The organism is Acinetobacter sp. NEB149, from assembly GCF_012516415.1.
Classification (GTDB): Bacteria; Pseudomonadota; Gammaproteobacteria; order Pseudomonadales; family Moraxellaceae; genus Acinetobacter; species Acinetobacter lwoffii_V.
Genome location: NZ_CP051208.1, coordinates 599,219 through 617,211, shown reverse-complemented (window position 1 = coordinate 617,211; position 17,993 = coordinate 599,219). Strand labels below are relative to the sequence as shown.

At 37.7% G+C, this 17,993-nt stretch carries 14 protein-coding genes and 4 pseudogenes; 8 read left to right on the top strand and 10 right to left on the bottom strand.

What is annotated here, in order from left to right; genetic code table 11:
• Positions 1–76: 76 nt before the first annotated feature.
• From HGD77_RS02870 to HGD77_RS02860, 3 genes are all read left to right on the top strand, one after another.
• The gene (locus HGD77_RS02870) at positions 77–799 is read left to right on the top strand and encodes a fimbria/pilus outer membrane usher protein (RefSeq protein ID WP_228761458.1); all 723 of its coding nucleotides are present in this window, start codon (positions 77–79) and stop codon (positions 797–799) included.
• Between the two features lie 12 nt (positions 800–811).
• Positions 812–1,222 carry a hypothetical protein gene (locus HGD77_RS02865; protein ID WP_005103244.1) on the top strand — a complete coding sequence of 137 codons (411 nt, stop codon included), beginning with the start codon at positions 812–814 and terminating at the stop codon, positions 1,220–1,222.
• 165 nt (positions 1,223–1,387) lie between these two features.
• The gene (locus HGD77_RS02860; RefSeq protein ID WP_228761474.1) at positions 1,388–2,356 is read left to right on the top strand and encodes an IS30 family transposase; all 969 of its coding nucleotides are present in this window, start codon (positions 1,388–1,390) and stop codon (positions 2,354–2,356) included.
• Here HGD77_RS02860 and HGD77_RS02855 read toward each other — a convergent pair.
• On the bottom strand, positions 2,347–2,901 hold the full coding sequence (locus HGD77_RS02855) for a hypothetical protein (RefSeq protein ID WP_228761457.1): 555 nt from the start codon (positions 2,899–2,901) through the stop codon (positions 2,347–2,349). The genes HGD77_RS02860 and HGD77_RS02855 overlap by 10 nt on opposite strands.
• 324 nt (positions 2,902–3,225) lie before the next feature.
• On the opposite strand from HGD77_RS02855, the gene HGD77_RS02850 reads away from it, so the two are divergent.
• Together HGD77_RS02850 and HGD77_RS02845 are read left to right on the top strand one after the other, a co-directional pair.
• Positions 3,226–3,549, top strand: coding sequence for an IS5 family transposase (locus tag HGD77_RS02850; RefSeq protein WP_032031561.1), 324 nt, complete (start codon positions 3,226–3,228; stop codon positions 3,547–3,549).
• A 37-nt stretch (positions 3,550–3,586) separates the two neighbouring features.
• Positions 3,587–3,979: pseudogene (locus tag HGD77_RS02845) on the top strand (transposase family protein); the annotation flags it as partial.
• Positions 3,980–3,991: 12 nt separating this feature from the next.
• On the opposite strand, the gene HGD77_RS02840 reads toward HGD77_RS02845, so the two are convergent.
• The 4 genes and pseudogenes from HGD77_RS02840 to HGD77_RS02820 all read right to left on the bottom strand — a co-directional run.
• Positions 3,992–4,957 carry a hypothetical protein gene (locus HGD77_RS02840; RefSeq protein ID WP_228761456.1) on the bottom strand — a complete coding sequence of 322 codons (966 nt, stop codon included), beginning with the start codon at positions 4,955–4,957 and terminating at the stop codon, positions 3,992–3,994.
• 365 nt (positions 4,958–5,322) lie between these two features.
• Entirely contained in the window at positions 5,323–6,291 is a 969-nt protein-coding gene (locus HGD77_RS02830; RefSeq protein WP_228761474.1) for an IS30 family transposase, read from the bottom strand.
• A 112-nt stretch (positions 6,292–6,403) separates the two neighbouring features.
• Positions 6,404–6,697: pseudogene (locus HGD77_RS02825) on the bottom strand (fimbria/pilus periplasmic chaperone); the annotation flags it as partial.
• An 83-nt stretch (positions 6,698–6,780) separates the two neighbouring features.
• Positions 6,781–7,200: pseudogene (locus HGD77_RS02820) on the bottom strand (transposase); the annotation flags it as partial.
• A gap of 50 nt (positions 7,201–7,250) precedes the next feature.
• Between HGD77_RS02820 and HGD77_RS02815 the strand changes: the two are divergent.
• Positions 7,251–8,183, top strand: a complete 933-nt coding sequence (locus HGD77_RS02815) for an IS5-like element IS17 family transposase (RefSeq protein WP_000743272.1) — start codon at positions 7,251–7,253, stop codon at positions 8,181–8,183.
• A 53-nt stretch (positions 8,184–8,236) separates the two neighbouring features.
• On the opposite strand, the pseudogene HGD77_RS02810 reads toward HGD77_RS02815, so the two are convergent.
• The 5 genes and pseudogenes from HGD77_RS02810 to HGD77_RS02790 form a co-directional block, all read right to left on the bottom strand.
• Positions 8,237–8,919 (bottom strand): annotated as a pseudogene (locus tag HGD77_RS02810) (IS4-like element ISAba1 family transposase); the annotation flags it as partial.
• A gap of 197 nt (positions 8,920–9,116) precedes the next feature.
• Positions 9,117–9,641, bottom strand: coding sequence for a hypothetical protein (locus HGD77_RS02805; RefSeq protein ID WP_005103231.1), 525 nt, complete (start codon positions 9,639–9,641; stop codon positions 9,117–9,119).
• Positions 9,642–10,768: 1,127 nt separating this feature from the next.
• Positions 10,769–11,785 (bottom strand): ketol-acid reductoisomerase, encoded by a 1,017-nt coding sequence (ilvC, locus tag HGD77_RS02800; RefSeq protein ID WP_004278368.1) that lies wholly within the window; start codon positions 11,783–11,785, stop codon positions 10,769–10,771.
• A 106-nt stretch (positions 11,786–11,891) separates the two neighbouring features.
• Positions 11,892–12,383, bottom strand: coding sequence for an acetolactate synthase small subunit (ilvN, locus tag HGD77_RS02795; protein WP_004278369.1), 492 nt, complete (start codon positions 12,381–12,383; stop codon positions 11,892–11,894).
• The gene (locus HGD77_RS02790; RefSeq protein WP_004278370.1) at positions 12,380–14,107 is read right to left on the bottom strand and encodes an acetolactate synthase 3 large subunit; all 1,728 of its coding nucleotides are present in this window, start codon (positions 14,105–14,107) and stop codon (positions 12,380–12,382) included. The genes ilvN and HGD77_RS02790 overlap by 4 nt, the downstream gene beginning before the upstream one ends.
• Positions 14,108–14,793: 686 nt before the next feature.
• Between HGD77_RS02790 and HGD77_RS02785 the strand changes: the two genes are divergently transcribed.
• Entirely contained in the window at positions 14,794–15,147 is a 354-nt protein-coding gene (locus HGD77_RS02785) for a DUF4124 domain-containing protein (RefSeq protein WP_005103228.1), read from the top strand.
• Between the two features lie 123 nt (positions 15,148–15,270).
• Positions 15,271–17,892 (top strand): leucine--tRNA ligase, encoded by a 2,622-nt coding sequence (gene leuS / locus HGD77_RS02780; protein ID WP_114542000.1) that lies wholly within the window; start codon positions 15,271–15,273, stop codon positions 17,890–17,892.
• Positions 17,893–17,993 lie beyond the last annotated feature (101 nt).

The following is a 17,993-nucleotide window of genomic DNA, read 5'->3' as shown; positions in this document are numbered from 1 at the left end:
AATGCAGTACGATCTTCAAAGTTAAGATGATGGTATGACAATTTTATATACTCCATAAACCCTTTAAATTAATTAGGTGGTTTATGTCGCACTTCAAGTTTTACTCTGCCATGTAATAGGCGTAAACCAAGCTGATGATGAACTTCATTACAATGCTTATGGTTTATGGAAAACCAGTGTTGGCAATTTGCAGCTTTCTCATGATGAATATGAGGATCGTCGCAATTCACAGCTTAGTTTTGATGGTGCTTTAGTCTGGCTAGGGAGTAAAGTAGCACTGACTAAATATGCAGATAATGCGTTTGCACTTGTGCACGTGGATCAGCACCCAGACTTAGATATTTACCGTTCGGCTGGACTGGTGGGGAGTACCAATAAAAATGGTTATATGTTCGTTCATAATCTGATTCCTTATATTCATTATGATATTTCTTTTGATCATAATCAGTTAGGCTTAGATGAAACTTTCGAACAATCTTCAAAAAAAATAATTGGACTTGAACAGCGAGGATATCGGTTAAATTTTCCTGTTCACAAAACTAAGCGTATAGCCCTTAGACTCAAAGATATTAAACAAAATAATTTATCACCAGGCTCTGAAGTGGTTGTAGAAGGCATAACTGCAGAACCTTTTTTTGTGGATAGTCAGGGAATGGTTTATTTATACCTCTTCAAAGCCGGTTCATATAGCCTCAAAGTCCAGACTCAAGGAGGCCAACAGTGCCAAGTTCAGTTCACACTTAATGAAAATCAATTCCAGAACTTAGATAAACAAATGCTAGAAGCAATATGCAGATAGGAGTACAAAAAAATGAAAAAACTCTTCATATTTATAACTACCTTACTAATGAGTGGAATCGCGGCAGCTCAGTATTGTTCTATTGATGGATTTACTGATTCAGAATTGCGTCTGGCAAGTTATCAACGTAGCCAAGCTGCAACCTCTTTTAATGTTTCTTGTGATAAAGGTTACTCTATCTTATTCAGTAGCCAAAACTTGATAAATCCGGATGGTACAAGTTATGTATCGAATGGTCCTTATAAATTACGAACCAAATTAAATTTAAGTGGGGCTAACAGTAATCTATGGGGGGTAAAACTTGATCAAAATTCTGGAAAAAGACAAAAATATATTATTTCTGTTCAACTAGTTGATAATCCTTATAGTGGTGTGCCTGCAGGAGACTATCAGGACCAGATCTCAGTCGATATCGATTTTTAAAAATAAAATTTTAAATATCAAAAAGCCTATAATGATAATATAGGACTTACGCACGGCAGAGTAAAACTTGAAGTGCGACATAAACCACCTAATTAATTTAAAGGGTTTATGGAGTATATAAAATTGTCATACCATCATCTTAACTTTGAAGATCGTACTGCATTAATGCTTGAGTCAAGAAAAGAAGGCTTTTCACCCAGAAAATTTGCTGAACTTATTAAAAGACATCCTAGTACGATCTATCGTGAACTTAAAAGAAATAGCATCAATGACGTTTATCAAGCTCGATATGCTTCTGATAACACCTTCGCTAGACGTAGACGTGGTCACAGAAAACTCAAAATCGACTCAATCCTCTGGAGATTTATTGTTGAAGCGATCCGTTGTTTATGGTCTCCTCAGCAAATAGCAAAGCGTTTAAAGACATTTCCTGATTTGGATCAAACAATGAATGTAAGCCATACAACGATTTACTCAACTATACGAGCATTACCAAAGGGTGAGTTGAAAAAGGACTTATTATCCTGTCTGCGTCATGAAAATAAAAAGCGAAAAGCTAACGGTGAACCTAAAAAAGATTCTATATTACAGGATATTAAAACTATTCATGAGCGCCCAGCTGAAGTTCAAGAAAGAAAAATACCGGGTCATTGGGAGGCCGATTTAATTAAAGGTAAAGACAATAAAAGTTCGATAGCAACACTTATTGAACGAAATACACGGCTCTGTATCTTGGCAACATTACCTGATGCAAAGGCAGAATCAGTGCGCAAGGCTTTAACTGAAGCTCTGAAATATTTACCTGCAGAACTGCGTAAAACGTTGACCTATGACCGTGGACGTGAGATGTCAGAACATAAAATACTCGAAGAAGATTTAGGCATAGATGTATATTTCTGTGACCCACATTCACCATGGCAAAAAGGCACATGCGAAAATATGAATGGTTTAATTAGGCAATATTTACCTAAAGGGATTGATTTAAATCAGGCAGATCAGCATTATTTAAATCAAGTTGCCATGTCACTGAATACTCGTCCTAGAAAAGCGTTAGATTGGCTTACACCATTAGAGAAGTTTGCTCAGCTTGTTGATTATCATAAGGCTTTTGAAACTGTCGCACCTCATGTTTGAATTCGCCCATAATCGAAACCATTTTGGGTTGAGGTGGTTCGACTAAAACTTAAAGCTGTTTCATTATCGGCCGTATCATGGTCTAGGGAAATTCGTTTATTTGCTCCCCAATTATAATAAAGAGCAATATTAAATCCTTGATCATCCTCATCACTATAGTCCTTATAAAAACCAAAATTAGTATATAAATTATTTGTTAAAGCCTTAGATGCTCTAATATCAAAAAATTTACGATCTTCGCTTAATAATCCATTATTATTGTAGTAAGATTGATATATATAATTAAAACCCAAATTATCAATAAATTTTAGATTAGAAAAATTAAAATAGAACATCCCCGAATATTTTAGATTAGATTCATATAAATTATTTCCCAGATATTCGTATTCTTCAGAGAAATACTTACCATTTAATCCTACAGACCAATTTCTTAAATTTCGAGTCAGACTAATTTTAGCAGCATAACCTTGATCTCCATCTTTAATTTGACTAGCTGAAAAAGCACTATCAATTAAAAAATATTTACTTATACCTTGCGTCCACAATAAATCAAGATTACTAACATCCTGGTTATATAAAAGATCGACACCTAAAGTAGTAAAAGAGTTAATACCACGACGGAAATAAAACTTAGAAAAAAAGTCACGGTAATCATCATCTACAGAATCATAATTATAACGCAGCTTACCGAATGAGATATTAGACTTCCGTCATAAATCAAAAAACGTACAATTTATTTGATCTTAAATTAATCAGCAAAATTATTTAATTCAAGAGATAATCCTTGGATGAAATTCAAAGATATTCAAAAATTATCAAACGTTAAGTTTCGTAGGCTTACCGGTGTTAGTTGGGCTACATTTAACCTCATGTTGGCCGAGCTAAATAAGCATTTACCTCGTCATATTGGTAAAGGACGACCGCATAAATTACCGTTGGAAGATCGTTTGCTCTTATGTATAGAATATTGGAGAGAATATCGAACATTTTTCCATCTTGGTATGAGTTACGGTGTATCTGAAACGAGTGCAATTCGTATCACACGTGTTATTGAAGATACCTTAATCCGTTCTGGAAAATTTAACTTGCCAAAACAACTTCCTAATCGAGATGAAGTGGATTGGGAAGTTGTTGTGATTGATGCAACTGAAATATTAGTTCAACGTCCAAAAAAAACAGAAGAAATGGTATAGCGGTAAAAAAAAGCGACATACCTTTAAATTTCAGCTATCTATGCACTATACAACAGGTGAAATACTGAGTGTATGTGGAAGTCATGGAAGCATGCATGATTTTAAAATATTTAAAAAAAGTATGAGGAAATTAAAATTTAAGCCCTTTTTTATCGTTGATAAGGGGTATTTAGGGATAAAAAAATTGGGTTTTGGATACCTCATGCCATCTAAAGCAAAGAAAACTGAAAAATTAGATTCTGAATTAAAAAAGTTAAATACAGAGATTGGTCGTAGACGAATTCAAGTAGAGCATGTATTTGGAAGGATGAAATGTTTTAAGATTTTATCTTGTGTATATAGAAATCGTCGTAAAAGATTAAACCTGCGGTTTAATTTACTTGCTGGCATATACAATTTAGATTGGGTGAAAGATAAACAATTAAATTGATTGAAAAATGATTTATGAAGGAAGTCTATTATATTCATTTAGTTTTGGTTTAAGTAATCGACTATTAATAAAAACAGGAAAACTTCTTACAGTACGATTACCTAAAATATCTTCAACTACTATTTGAGCATTCCCAGCTTGACTTAAAACACCTCCAGCTGGAAGGTTATAATATCCCGGAGCAACTGAGTCCCTATAAAGTCTTACACCATTAATGAATAAGTCTACAGTTGAAGGTAGGCTTGCACTTCCTATTAAGTTAGGAGTGTTCCAGTAGATAAAATCTGGTCGATCTGTATAATTTGTTCCAAAACTTAATCCTCCGAAACGAAAAGAACTATTTAATGAATTATAAGTACTTGTAGTATCTCCTATAGTTAATCTTAAATACTTTTCTGGAAATTCAATATCTAGAGTGCTATTTACTCTTAACAAATTTTCTTCAAACTCATCAGGCTCTTTTCGATATAAAAAAGCATTTTTAAATAACCAATAATCTTTAAATATGCCAAATTCTGAAAACGTGTTAAAATCTTGGTCTTCATCATCTCTATTATAAAATAAATTATAATTAACAAAACCTCCAAAGTTTGCTTTTTCAGGAATTTCTATTTGCAGATCATAGTCAGTTCCCACAAAATAATCGACAGGGAAAAATATTTTTATTGCTTGCAAACTATAATCATCTTCGACTTTAATTCCCGGTTGAGTAATAAGACAAAAATCCTTCTTAATTGTATGCCGAGGTGTTTTCTCTACACGAATTCCAATATTTTCCAAAGCCTTACATTCAACAAATCTCTTATCCCCCTCAAAAAAAGTTACTGTTTCCGTGTTATAATCTAAGCCATTCACCCAAATATTAACGATAAGTATTTCTGGGTTTTCTGGCTTTGTTATTCCTTGAATTATTTCTGCATTGATATTTGACAATCCCATCCCACATACAATCATAAGAAGGACTTTTGTGGATCTCATAGTATTATCCTTTTACTTTTTATTATTTAATAACTATACTTTAATAGGAAATTCAAGATATTCTGCTTGGTCCTCTAATTTTATTTTAAGCTTTAACTTCCCATTTACATTAATATCACCCAGATCAACCACAACCTTTTTACCACTTAAAATATATTGAACTATATTTTTTTAACTATTTCTTTATTATTCTGATCTAAAACAATTATTTCTATAAGCTTTGCATGAGAATCAGCCACATTATTAATGTTTAAATAAGATGTATTACTCGTTTTTTGAATATTTACATCCAGCTTAGGAGATACTTGTTTACCAGCAAATAATGGTAAAGAAAAATTAAATAGAAAAGTTAAGTTAGGGCGAATTCAAACATGAGGTGCGACAGTTTCAAAAGCCTTATGATAATCAACAAGCTGAGCAAACTTCTCTAATGGTGTAAGCCAATCTAACGCTTTTCTAGGACGAGTATTCAGTGACATGGCAACTTGATTTAAATAATGCTGATCTGCCTGATTTAAATCAATCCCTTTAGGTAAATATTGCCTAATTAAACCATTCATATTTTCGCATGTGCCTTTTTGCCATGGTGAATGTGGGTCACAGAAATATACATCTATGCCTAAATCTTCTTCGAGTATTTTATGTTCTGACATCTCACGTCCACGGTCATAGGTCAACGTTTTACGCAGTTCTGCAGGTAAATATTTCAGAGCTTCAGTTAAAGCCTTGCGCACTGATTCTGCCTTTGCATCAGGTAATGTTGCCAAGATACAGAGCCGTGTATTTCGTTCAATAAGTGTTGCTATCGAACTTTTATTGTCTTTACCTTTAATTAAATCGGCCTCCCAATGACCCGGTATTTTTCTTTCTTGAACTTCAGCTGGGCGCTCATGAATAGTTTTAATATCCTGTAATATAGAATCTTTTTTAGGTTCACCGTTAGCTTTTCGCTTTTTATTTTCATGACGCAGACAGGATAATAAGTCCTTTTTCAACTCACCCTTTGGTAATGCTCGTATAGTTGAGTAAATCGTTGTATGGCTTACATTCATTGTTTGATCCAAATCAGGAAATGTCTTTAAACGCTTTGCTATTTGCTGAGGAGACCATAAACAACGGATCGCTTCAACAATAAATCTCCAGAGGATTGAGTCGATTTTGAGTTTTCTGTGACCACGTCTACGTCTAGCGAAGGTGTTATCAGAAGCATATCGAGCTTGATAAACGTCATTGATGCTATTTCTTTTAAGTTCACGATAGATCGTACTAGGATGTCTTTTAATAAGTTCAGCAAATTTTCTGGGTGAAAAGCCTTCTTTTCTTGACTCAAGCATTAATGCAGTACGATCTTCAAAGTTAAGATGATGGTATGACAATTTTATATACTCCATAAACCCTTTAAATTAATTAGGTGGTTTATGTCGCACTTCAAGTTTTACTCTGCCTAGATTTATCTACAACAGGCGTAATTTCTTCAAAAATAATTCGCCATGCTTGTTCTTTTTTTAAGTTTGCTGGGGATTGACTAAAACCCATCCGAACCAATTGTTTACTCTCTGGTTTTAATTCAAAAATTTTTGGGTTAAATAACAATGTATCATCCTTTACTAGAATATCTTCCCCTTTATCATTTTGTTCCCACTTAAATGCATTAATTTCATATATTTTGGAAGTAGATATCCCCGTACTTTCAATATTTACAGTTGTACTTTTCTGCCTTTTGAAGTCATCTATATTCATCTGGACAGGTGTAAATTTTATTCCTGCTGATGCATAAAAACCACAAAGAAATAATATAAAAAAGCCTCTGTACACGACAAATTTCACAGAACCCTTATCCTATCAGGGTTCTGCCTTCTTAAAATTGCCAAAATTTCCTTAAACTCTTCTTTTTTCCCAAAACCAATTAAACGCTGAATCGCCATTTGAACATAGTCTAAACCATAGCGAAATAAACTCATTGAGAGTCGTCCATGCTTCTTTATTTTTATCACTTTTTTTTGATCATGTTGCCATTCACCCGTTAAGTAACACCAACAGAAGCTTATAGCTAACACCGCAATCAATTTTTTCACTCGTCTAGGGTCTGTCAAGCGCGTATTTTCAAGATTAAACCCGCGTCCTTTGAGACAACTGAATAAGGTTTCAATTTCCCAGCGTAATGCATAATCCTGAATAGCATTGGCATTAAACTGAGGAGAAACGACGAGTAAAAGCTCTCCATTTTCTAACTGTAGTGGGCTTTGTTGCACAAACCTATCTGTAAAGGCTTTTTCAGCGATATAATTTTCAAATGAAGAAGCCTACACACAAAATCTACCGCACAACCAATTGGCCCGCATATAACCGAGCACTCATGAGTCGCGGAAATATTGCCATTTGGTTTGATCCTGCTACGCAATGGTATGCTCCATCAAAAGGCAAACAAGGGCGAAATCAAACCTACTCCGACGCAGCTATCCAATGCTGCTTAATGATTAAATCCTTATTCCGTCTATCTTTACGTATGGTCACTGGCTTTGTGCAAAGTCTGATTAAACTTTGCGGATTAAATTGGACCGCACCAGATTACAGTACGCTTTGTAGAAGACAAAAGCATATTGATATTGCAATCAGCTACCAAAAAAGTAGCGATGGGCTGCATCTACTCGTAGACTCTACAGGCATGAAGTTTCTAGGTGAGGGCGAATGGAAACGCAAGAAACATGGAGCTGAATATCGTCGCCAATGGCGTAAACTACATATTGGTATAGATGCCAAAACCCTACAAATACGCGCTATTCAGCTCACAACCAATAATGTCAGTGATTCACAGGTGCTTGGTGATTTACTTAATCAGATTCCACAAGATGAGCAGATTGACTCTGTTTATACCGATGGAGCTTATGACACCAAGCAATGCCGTCAGGTCATTGCAGATCGGCAAGCACATGCGGTGATTCCACCTAGAAAAAATGCGAAACCATGGAAAGATACAAAGAGTAGCTCGCTAGAGCGAAATGAATTACTTCGAACAGTTAAACGTTTAGGCAGGACATTATGGAAAAAATGGTCAGGCTATCATCGCCGCAGTTTGGTGGAAACCAAGATGCATTGCATCAAATTATTAGGCGATAAATTAATGGCAAGAAGCTTTCCTAGTCAGGTGAATGAAATTCATGCACGTGTAGCAGTCCTTAACAGATTTACGGAATTAGGTCGACCACTTACCCAAGTTACGCCTTAAATTTGGCTCAATTAGGGGCGCTTTGCATTTCAAATCTTTGTGCAACAAAGCCACTGTAGTGCACTTATATATAGTTTCACCCGACCAACCAAAATCCGTCGTTTACGACATTCAATTTGACCAACTTTAAGATGGCGAAATAAATCACTAATTTTATGATTCTTTCCTAAATGATTGGTGACAATGAAGTTTTTTTAACACGAATGCAGAAGTTGATGTCTTGTTCAATTAACCATGTAAACCACTGCTCACCGATAAACTCTCTGTCTGCGAACACATTCACAATACGGTCTTTACCAAAAATGGCTATAAAGCGTTGAATCAAAGCAATGCGCTCTTTCGTATCTGAATTTCCACGTTTATTAAGCAATGTCCAAAGGATAGGTATCGCTATTCCACGATAAACGATTGCGAGCATCAGGATATTAATATTTCGTTTTCCCCATTTCCAATTGGTTCTATCTAAAGTCAGTTGCACTTGGTCGAATGAAAACATATTGAAAATCAACCGAGAAATTTGACGATAATCAAAATACTGACCTGCAAAGAAGCGCTGCATACGTCGATAAAATGATTGTGGTAAGCACTTGATGGGCAAGGCTTTAGATGCAGAAGAAAGATTACATGTTTGCTTTAAAATAATCACAAGCATGATGAGCGCAAAGCACTTTAAATGTGACTTGTTCCATTTTAGAGATTTGTTTAAGATAAGATATAACTCATTGAGATGTATCATAGTATTCGTCGTTAGAAAACAATTATTGTGACATTATTTCAATGAGTTATCTATTTTTGTCGTGTACAGAGTAAAAAAGCTTAAAATCTTCCCATTCATAACAAAATCCCATATTTTAGCTTAATATTTTTATTAAAAAATAATATTAAAATAGGAGATGTATTAAACATCTCCTATTATTAAGTCATTTATAATTTTTAGAATGCTACTGCAAAAGTATATACGTTACTATAGTCACCGGCACGTGCATCACGATAATCACTACCCGCTACAGTAGCAGTAACATCAAATGTAGCTGAAGTAGTTTCCAATAGATCTCCAGTTGAATAACTTGCACCATTTGCCAAAGTTGCGACTGTTACTGGAACAGAACCTCCAGCACCATTTAATTGTGTAGGTGCTACATAATTCACTCTAAAGAATGAATTGGTATCTACACTAAATGATGTTGAATCCGTCCATACTTCACCACCGCCTGCTGTAGAACGAGCAAGGTTTAATACGGTATCACCCATATCTACATCACAATGTTTATCGACTTTCAAATTAATTTTAATTTTCCCATCACATTTATCCCCACATCCATGCTTTCCTGGCTTATGTGGTTTTGTTGGTTTGGGACCTGGCTTGCCTGCAATTTCTGCATCTGCATAAACTAATGTTGAACCACAGCCAAAGCTCATCACTAATGCTGCCAATGCTGCTTGAGTCATTTTTTTCATGTCTTTCTCCATTTCTTTTTTTAAAGAAGATGTCTATCTATTAGTTTTACGCTTATATTAAAGTTCTCTTTATTATTATGAGCACTTAAGTTATAAGCGCTGAGGCAATTCTATTATCATTATTTAAAAAAAAATCAAAAATGTTATTATTCACAATATATTTTTTTGTTTCAAATAAGATTTTTTTATTTATATAATAAATACTTATATAAAATCACATAACATTACAAATCCGAACATCTTAGAGTTCTCTCTATTCTTACCATTTTTTACTAAAAAAATAAAAACATTAAGTTACTGATTAAAATAAAATTATTAAAATCTATTTTATTAAAACAATAATTTTCACAAAGTCTTACAATTTCCTTATCAGTGCATAAAAAAATGTGATTTATTCCGTTTTTTTTCGTTATTTTTACTACATAGCGATAATTATATTCAATTTTGATCATTAAATTTTTTCTAAATAAAATATTTAAAACAATGGCTTGTATATTTTTAAATAAAAATAAATATTTAAAAACTTATTTTGCAATTTTATTAAAAAATTATTCACATTATTTCCTTAGTAAAATTAAATATAGTTATTAATTTAAATATAACCGAATAAATAACTTTATTATTCAAATAAGCTTTATAAATACTTAATTAACAAATAAATTATTTAATTTCAACTATTTAGTTCAGTTTAAATTTTAAATTTTTAAAAATTAAAGACTTAAAATAATTTAGATATTTTCATTTGAATTTTTCACAAAGATTATTAGTAGAATTTAGGCTTAATAACTCTTTATATAGAAATCATATTTAATAAATAAGAAATCCTTCTTCTGATAAACTATTTATTCATTATTAATATTTTTAAATTAAAAAAATCAACTTGATTCTTGATTAGAATTATTCTGCTTGAATACATGCTACAAAAAAAGAGGAAAAAACTGCTTTCCTGTTTTTTTTGCAAGGCACGTAACTTTAGTTCTTTTCCTTATTTACAGTTTTGTTCACTTGAATCTAAGATACGAAAAAAATGGAAGCAGTGCTTCCATTTTTGAGCCACGTAAACATAGAAATAAAAAACCCACTCAAATTAAGTGGGTTTTCGCATTCAAATCAATTGATTCGAGAAATTAGTTTTTCTCTTTATCTACGATTTTGTTCGCTTGAATCCAAGGCATCATCGCACGTAACTTGTTACCAGTAACTTCGATACCATGAGCAGCATTTTGACGACGACGGGCAGTCATAGATGGGTAGTTCAACGCACCTTCTTGAATAAACATCTTCGCGTATTCGCCAGATTGAATACGTTTAAGCGCATTACGCATTGCTTCACGAGACTGTTCGTTGATTACTTCAGTACCCGTTACATATTCGCCGTATTCAGCGTTGTTTGACACTGAGTAGTTCATGTCCGCGATACCGCCTTCGAACATTAAGTCAACGATCAATTTAAGTTCGTGTAGACATTCGAAATACGCCATTTCTGGTGCATAACCAGCTTCAACCAGAGTTTCGAAGCCCATTTTAACCAATTCAACAGCACCACCACAAAGAACTGCTTGCTCACCGAAAAGGTCAGTTTCAGTTTCTTCACGGAATGAAGTTTCGATGATACCTGTACGGCCGCCACCTACGCCTGAAGCGTAAGAAAGAGCAACGTTACGCGCATTACCAGAAGCATCTTGGTGAATCGCGATAAGGTCAGGAACACCTGAACCACGTTGGTATTCAGAACGTACGGTGTGACCAGGAGCTTTAGGTGCAACCATGATTACGTCTAAGTCAGCACGTGGAACAACTTGGTTATAAAGAATCGAGAAACCATGAGCAAATGCTAAAGTAGCGCCTTGCTTGATGTTTGGCTCAATTACGTCACGGTAAAGTTGAGATTGGAACTCATCTGGAGTCAAAATCATCACTACGTCAGCTTGTGCTACAGCAGCAGGAACTTCAGCAACTTTAAGACCTGAATTTTCAGCTTTCTTCCAAGAAGCAGAGTTCGCACGTAAACCTACAGTTACGTCAACACCAGAATCTTTCAGGTTAAGCGCATGCGCGTGGCCTTGTGAACCGTAACCAATGATCGCTACTTTCTTAGATTGGATGATAGATAAGTCACAGTCTTTATCGTAAAAAATTTGCATTGCTGTCTCCGCTTAAATGCTTGTTTGTCCGTTAAATCAGGCAATGACCCTTAAATTTACATTGCCTGATACCCTCTTCTTATTCAGATGAGGAAATACTTAAAATTTAGATGGTGAGTACTTTTTCGCCGCGTGCGATACCTGATACACCTGAACGAACCACTTCTAAAATCGTGTGTTCTGCAAGTGCATCAATAAACGCATCCACTTTTTCAGTGGTACCCGCGATTTGAATGGTATAGGTCGTTGGTGTTACATCGACAATCTGACCACGGAAAATATCTGCCGTACGTTTGATTTCGTCACGCGATGAACCCAATGCTTTGACTTTAATCAGCATCAATTCACGCTCAATATGTGCACCTTCAGACAGGTCAACCACTTTCACCACTTCAACCAACTTGTTAAGCTGTTTGGTAATTTGCTCAATCTTGTGATCATCACCATAAGTGGTCAATGTCAAACGTGAAAGCGTTGGATCTTCAGTCGGAGCAACATTCAATGTTTCGATATTGTAGCCACGCTGTGAGAACAAACCCACTAAACGGGAAAGCGCGCCTGATTCGTTTTCTACGAGTACAGAGATAATATGTCTCATTTCGTGCGCTCCCCTTTAGCCAACCACATATCCTGCATCGACTGACCCGCAATCAACATCGGGTAAACGTGCTCGGTACGATCTACCATAACGTTAATAAATACGCACTTGTCGTTAATCGCCATCGCTTCTGCAAGCTTAGACTCTAGCTCATCGGCATGATTAATCTGAATGCCAACATGACCATAAGCTTCCATCAGTTTGGCAAAGTCAGGTAATGAATCTACATAAGAACTTGAATGACGTCCTTCATAGTTCATATCTTGCCATTGTTTTACCATGCCTAAAGACTGGTTATTCAGGCACAGGATTTTTACATTCAGGCCATATTGCTTACAGGTCGACAGTTCCTGGATACACATCTGAATCGATGCTTCACCGGTGATACACACTACTTGCTGTTCCGGGTATGCAAGCTTCGCAGCCATTGCATACGGCAAGCCGACACCCATGGTGCCTAGACCACCTGAGTTGATCCATTGACGTGGACGTTTGTATTTGTAATACATCGCACCAAACATCTGATGCTGACCGACGTCAGAAGTAATGATCGCTTCACCATTGGTCACTTTGTCCAGTGCCTGAACCACTTGTTGTGGCTTCATTACACCATCAACACCTGCTTCAAAACGACCGCCATGAACCTTGCGCCATTCATTGATCTGTTTCCACCATGCCGCAATCGCTTCAGGATTTGGCTTAGAAACATTAAGCTGTTTCAACTGATTCAACATCTCATTCAATACAGGCTCTACAGCACCGACAATTGGAATGTGCGCCATAATGGTTTTTGAAATTGTCGCTGGGTCGATATCAATATGAATCACTTTGGCATTCGGACAGAATTTCGCAGGGTTATTGGTCACACGGTCATCAAAACGCGCACCCACACACAGAATTACATCTGCATTGTGCATGGTCATGTTAGCTTCATAAGTACCGTGCATACCCAACATACCGATGAACTGTTCATCATCACCCGGGAATGCGCCAAGACCCATCAAGGTATTGGTCACTGGATAACCCAATAGATGCGCAAGCTCTGTCAATTGTGCTGAAGCATTGCCTTGAACCACACCACCGCCCGAGTAAATCACAGGACGTTTGGCATGGATCAGTTCTTCAATCGCTTTACGAATTTGACCTGAGTGACCACGGAACGGTGGCTGATACGAACGCATCTTCACTTTTTCTGGGTATTCGTAAGCAAATTTCTCTGCAGGATTGGTCGCATCCTTTGGAATATCAATCACTACAGGACCTGGACGACCTGAAGACGCAATATAGAAGGCTTTCTTGATAATCGCAGGAATTTCGCTGGCATGACGCACCTGGAAGCTATGTTTCACGATAGGACGTGAAATACCGACCATATCGGTTTCCTGAAATGCATCTTCACCAATCAGATGACTCGCAACCTGACCTGACAAAATCACCATCGGGATTGAGTCCATATAGGCCGTTGCAATTGGGGTCACCGTGTTGGTTGCGCCCGGACCTGAAGTCACCAGCACAACACCGGTCTTGCCTGTCACGCGTGAGTAAGCATCGGCCATGTGACCAGCAGCCTGTTCGTGACGTACGAGATAATGATTGATTCTGTCTTGTTGAAATAGCGCATCATAAATATGAAGAACTGCGCCGCCTGGGTATCCAAAAACATGTTCAACGCCTTCGTCCGCTAATGCGCGAACAAGCATTTCACCACCAGATAGAAGTTCCAACGTGATTCACCCTAATATTATTCACTGCACAAATGGGAGGCATTTGCAGTGTTTCGTTTGTTAACTGTCTGCACTGTTATAGCACACAAATTTCATAGTTTTCAAAGCAATAGGAAAAAAATCTGATCTCTTCACTGTTCGAGCAATACGGGATCTAAAACATGTTGGGATAAACATATTTTGCTTAGCTTTGTTCAATTTCTCGGCTAGAAAAATCGCCCACTGCATGAAATGACACTTAGTCGAAGGGTGATCGATCTAAGGCATATAAAACTATTGCAGCATTCTTGTGTTTTCAGGCTTTAAAGTCAAGTTTAAAAAACAGACAATCCATACTTACTAGTGCCTAGATCTGCTGTTTTTAACAGCAATATCAGCTCATAGCCATGCATTGACTGTCTTGTATATTCATCTAATCCAATAAAATTCATAGAGTTAATGGTTTAATTTTATAAATTTTTAATATGTCTTATATAAAAAAATGAATGAATTTTTATTAAATGAAAGGAAATTGTTTATCAATAAATTTTGTATACGAAGATTTGTCTCTGATTTCTTATACGCTAGATTGAGCTTATTTAAGCAGTTAGCTTTGAATAAAGCAGATAAAAATCCATCATTTTTACTGAAAATATCACTACAATAATTGCAGTATTCCATGCCTAGCAAGCCGAGGCCCAAGAACAATGAAAATATCTTTTTTAACCGCCTTCAGTTTGAGTTGCGCAGTTGTTTTGAGCATCTGTAGCACCAGCGCTTCCGCGATCCAGTATCATAAATGGGTCGATGCGAAAGGTGTCACGCATTATACCAAGACGCCACCACCAAAATCTGCGAAAAAAGCCACCACAGTGGATACTTATGGCTGGAAAAATTCAGCACCGGCATCTCCAAGAACAGCTGAAACTGAAGTTCAAACCGAGAACACACCTCAAGAACAACAGCAACAAGCCCCTCAAGTTCCTGCGAATCAGGACCAGCAACAACGTGAAGCCAACGAAGCCTTGCAGCAATCTAAAAATCGTGCAGTTGCTTTATAAGACACCTCTATATAGAACAGCGTGTTTTTTCTTCGGGAAATGCCGGCGCAAAATTCACTTTTAGGTGCATTTTGCGCTATGCTGTGCAACAGACTTTTTTCACCGTAATTCACTGATACGTTTATGACTACTCACATTGATTCCGAATATCAAGCCAGTGCGATTGAGCCTCAAGTCCAACAGGATTGGGAATATCGCAAAGCCTTTAAAGTTGCCGACAAAGTAGAAGGTCCACGTCGTTATATTCTCTCGATGTTCCCTTACCCAAGTGGCAAGCTACATATGGGTCATGTGCGTAACTATACGATTGGTGACGTGATCAGCCGTTTCCATCGCTTAAAAGGTGAAACTGTCCTGCAACCGATGGGTTGGGATGCTTTCGGTCTGCCTGCTGAAAACGCAGCGATTGCACACCAGGTTGCACCGGCAAAATGGACATTTGAAAATATTGCTTACATGCGTGACCAGTTGAAAAAACTCGGTCTAGCCGTAGATTGGGATCGTGAATTTGCGACCTGTACCCCTGAATACTATCGTTGGGAACAATGGCTATTTGTTCAGCTTTATAAAAAAGGCTTGATCTACCGTAAGCTTTCAACCGTGAATTGGGATCCGGTCGATCAGACTGTTCTTGCCAACGAACAGGTTGAAAATGGTCGTGGCTGGCGTTCAGGTGCATTGGTAGAAAAGCGTGATATTCCAATGTACTACTTCCGCATCACTGATTATGCGCAAGAGTTACTTGACGATTTAGACACGCTTAAAGATGGCTGGCCACAACAAGTGTTGACCATGCAGCGTAACTGGATTGGCCGCTCACAAGGGATGGACATCACTTTCCCTTCAGCAAATCCTGACGTGTATGCAGATGGTTTAACGGTATTTACTACCCGTGCCGATACCTTGATGGGCGTAACGTATGTTGCAGTTGCAGCAGAACACCCGATGGCGCTGAAAGCGGCTGAAACAAACCCAGAATTGGCTGCATTCATTGAAGAATGCCGTATGGGTTCTGTGGCAGAAGCGGATCTTGCGACTGCCGAGAAGAAAGGCATGGCAACCGGTCTTTCTGTGAAGCATCCTGTGACTGGCGAAGAAGTTCCGGTTTGGATCGCCAACTATGTATTGATGTCTTATGGTTCAGGTGCAGTGATGGCAGTTCCATCACACGATGAACGTGACTTCGAATTTGCCAATAAATATGGCTTGACCATCAAGCAAGTGATTGATGCTAAAGGCGCAGATGATGCTGACTTTGATGCGACTCAATGGCAAGAATGGTATGGCTCGAAAGAAGGTAAACTGGTCAATTCAGCCGAATTTGACGGTCTAGATTTCCAAGGTGCATACGATGCATTCCTTGCTAAATTAGAACCAACAGGCCTAGCAAGTTCTAAAGTTCAATTCCGTCTACGTGACTGGGGGGTTTCCCGTCAGCGTTATTGGGGTTGTCCAATTCCAATGATTAACTGTCCATCATGTGGTCAAGTGCCAGTACCTGAAGAGCAGCTTCCTGTGGTTCTTCCGACTGACGTTGTTCCAGATGGTTCAGGTAACCCACTGAACAAAATGCCTGAGTTCTATGAAACGACTTGTCCAAGCTGTGGTGGCGACGCACGTCGTGAAACAGATACGCTTGATACATTCGTAGAATCGTCTTGGTACTATGCACGTTATGCATCTCCAGACTTTACGGGTGGCATGGTGAAACCTGAAGCAGGTCAAACCTGGCTTCCTGTCAACCAATACATCGGTGGTGTTGAACACGCGATTCTGCACTTACTTTATGCACGCTTCTTCCACAAATTGATGCGTGATGAAGGCGTGGTACAAGGCAATGAACCATTCACTAACTTGTTAACGCAAGGGATGGTGCTAGCAGATACCTTCTATCGTGAAGCAGACTCAGGTAAGAAAACCTGGTTTAATCCGGCAGATATCGAGCTTGAAAAAGACGAAAAAGGCCGTGTGCTTTCTGCCAAATATAAAGAAGATGGCCAAGACGTTATCGTTGGTGGTCAGGAAAAAATGTCGAAATCGAAAAATAACGGTATCGACCCGCAATCGATTATTGACCAGTACGGCGCAGATACGGCACGTGTGTTCATGATGTTCGCGGCTCCACCTGATCAATCACTTGAATGGTCTGATGCCGGTGTTGAGGGTGCAAACCGCTTCCTGAAACGTGTATGGCGTTTAGCAACAGGCTTCCTTGAAAAAGGTAACGGTGCATCAAACATCGACAAAGCGGCACTGTCTACGGCTGCACAAGACTTGCGTCGTAAGACACACGAAACCATCCAAAAAGTCGGTGATGATATTGAACGTCGTCATGCATTTAACACTGCCATTGCTGCATTGATGGAACTTTTAAATGCTAACAACAAATTTGAAGCTCAAGATGACAATGACGTTGCTGTCGCACGTGAATCGATTACCACGCTGTTAACTTTACTTGCACCATTTGCACCGCATTTAAGCCAGACTTTATTGGCTGAATTTGGGATTGAATTGAATTCAACTTTATTCCCTGCGGTAGATGAATCTGCGCTGACACGTAATACGCAAACCATCGTGGTTCAAGTCAACGGTAAGCTTCGTGGCAAGTTAGAAGTATCTGTAGATGCCTCTAAAGATGACATCTTGGCTCAAGCCAAAGCATTGCCTGAAGTTCAGCAATTCTTGACGGGTCCAACCAAGAAAGAAATTGTGGTACCGAATAAATTAGTGAATTTGGTGGTTTAAATCCTTAAGTTCCCTCTCCTCTCAGGAGAGGGCTAGGGAGAGGTAAATATATAACCCCTCATCCTAACCTTCTCCCAGAGGGAGAAGGAACTTTCTGAAGG

What these genes read in the sequence shown, in the direction of transcription:
- leuS (WP_114542000.1), top strand. Translation starts at nt 15,271, where the DNA reads ATGACTACTCACATTGATTCCGAATATCAAGCCAGTGCGATTGAGCCT.
- HGD77_RS02785 (WP_005103228.1), top strand. Translation starts at nt 14,794, where the DNA reads ATGAAAATATCTTTTTTAACCGCCTTCAGTTTGAGTTGCGCAGTTGTT.
- HGD77_RS02860 (WP_228761474.1), top strand. Translation starts at nt 1,388, where the DNA reads ATGCTTGAGTCAAGAAAAGAAGGCTTTTCACCCAGAAAATTTGCTGAA.
- HGD77_RS02865 (WP_005103244.1), top strand. Translation starts at nt 812, where the DNA reads ATGAAAAAACTCTTCATATTTATAACTACCTTACTAATGAGTGGAATC.
- HGD77_RS02840 (WP_228761456.1), bottom strand. Translation starts at nt 4,957, where the DNA reads ATGAGATCCACAAAAGTCCTTCTTATGATTGTATGTGGGATGGGATTG.
- HGD77_RS02850 (WP_032031561.1), top strand. Translation starts at nt 3,226, where the DNA reads ATGTTGGCCGAGCTAAATAAGCATTTACCTCGTCATATTGGTAAAGGA.
- HGD77_RS02805 (WP_005103231.1), bottom strand. Translation starts at nt 9,641, where the DNA reads ATGAAAAAAATGACTCAAGCAGCATTGGCAGCATTAGTGATGAGCTTT.
- ilvC (WP_004278368.1), bottom strand. Translation starts at nt 11,785, where the DNA reads ATGCAAATTTTTTACGATAAAGACTGTGACTTATCTATCATCCAATCT.
- HGD77_RS02815 (WP_000743272.1), top strand. Translation starts at nt 7,251, where the DNA reads ATGAAGAAGCCTACACACAAAATCTACCGCACAACCAATTGGCCCGCA.
- ilvN (WP_004278369.1), bottom strand. Translation starts at nt 12,383, where the DNA reads ATGAGACATATTATCTCTGTACTCGTAGAAAACGAATCAGGCGCGCTT.
- HGD77_RS02830 (WP_228761474.1), bottom strand. Translation starts at nt 6,291, where the DNA reads ATGCTTGAGTCAAGAAAAGAAGGCTTTTCACCCAGAAAATTTGCTGAA.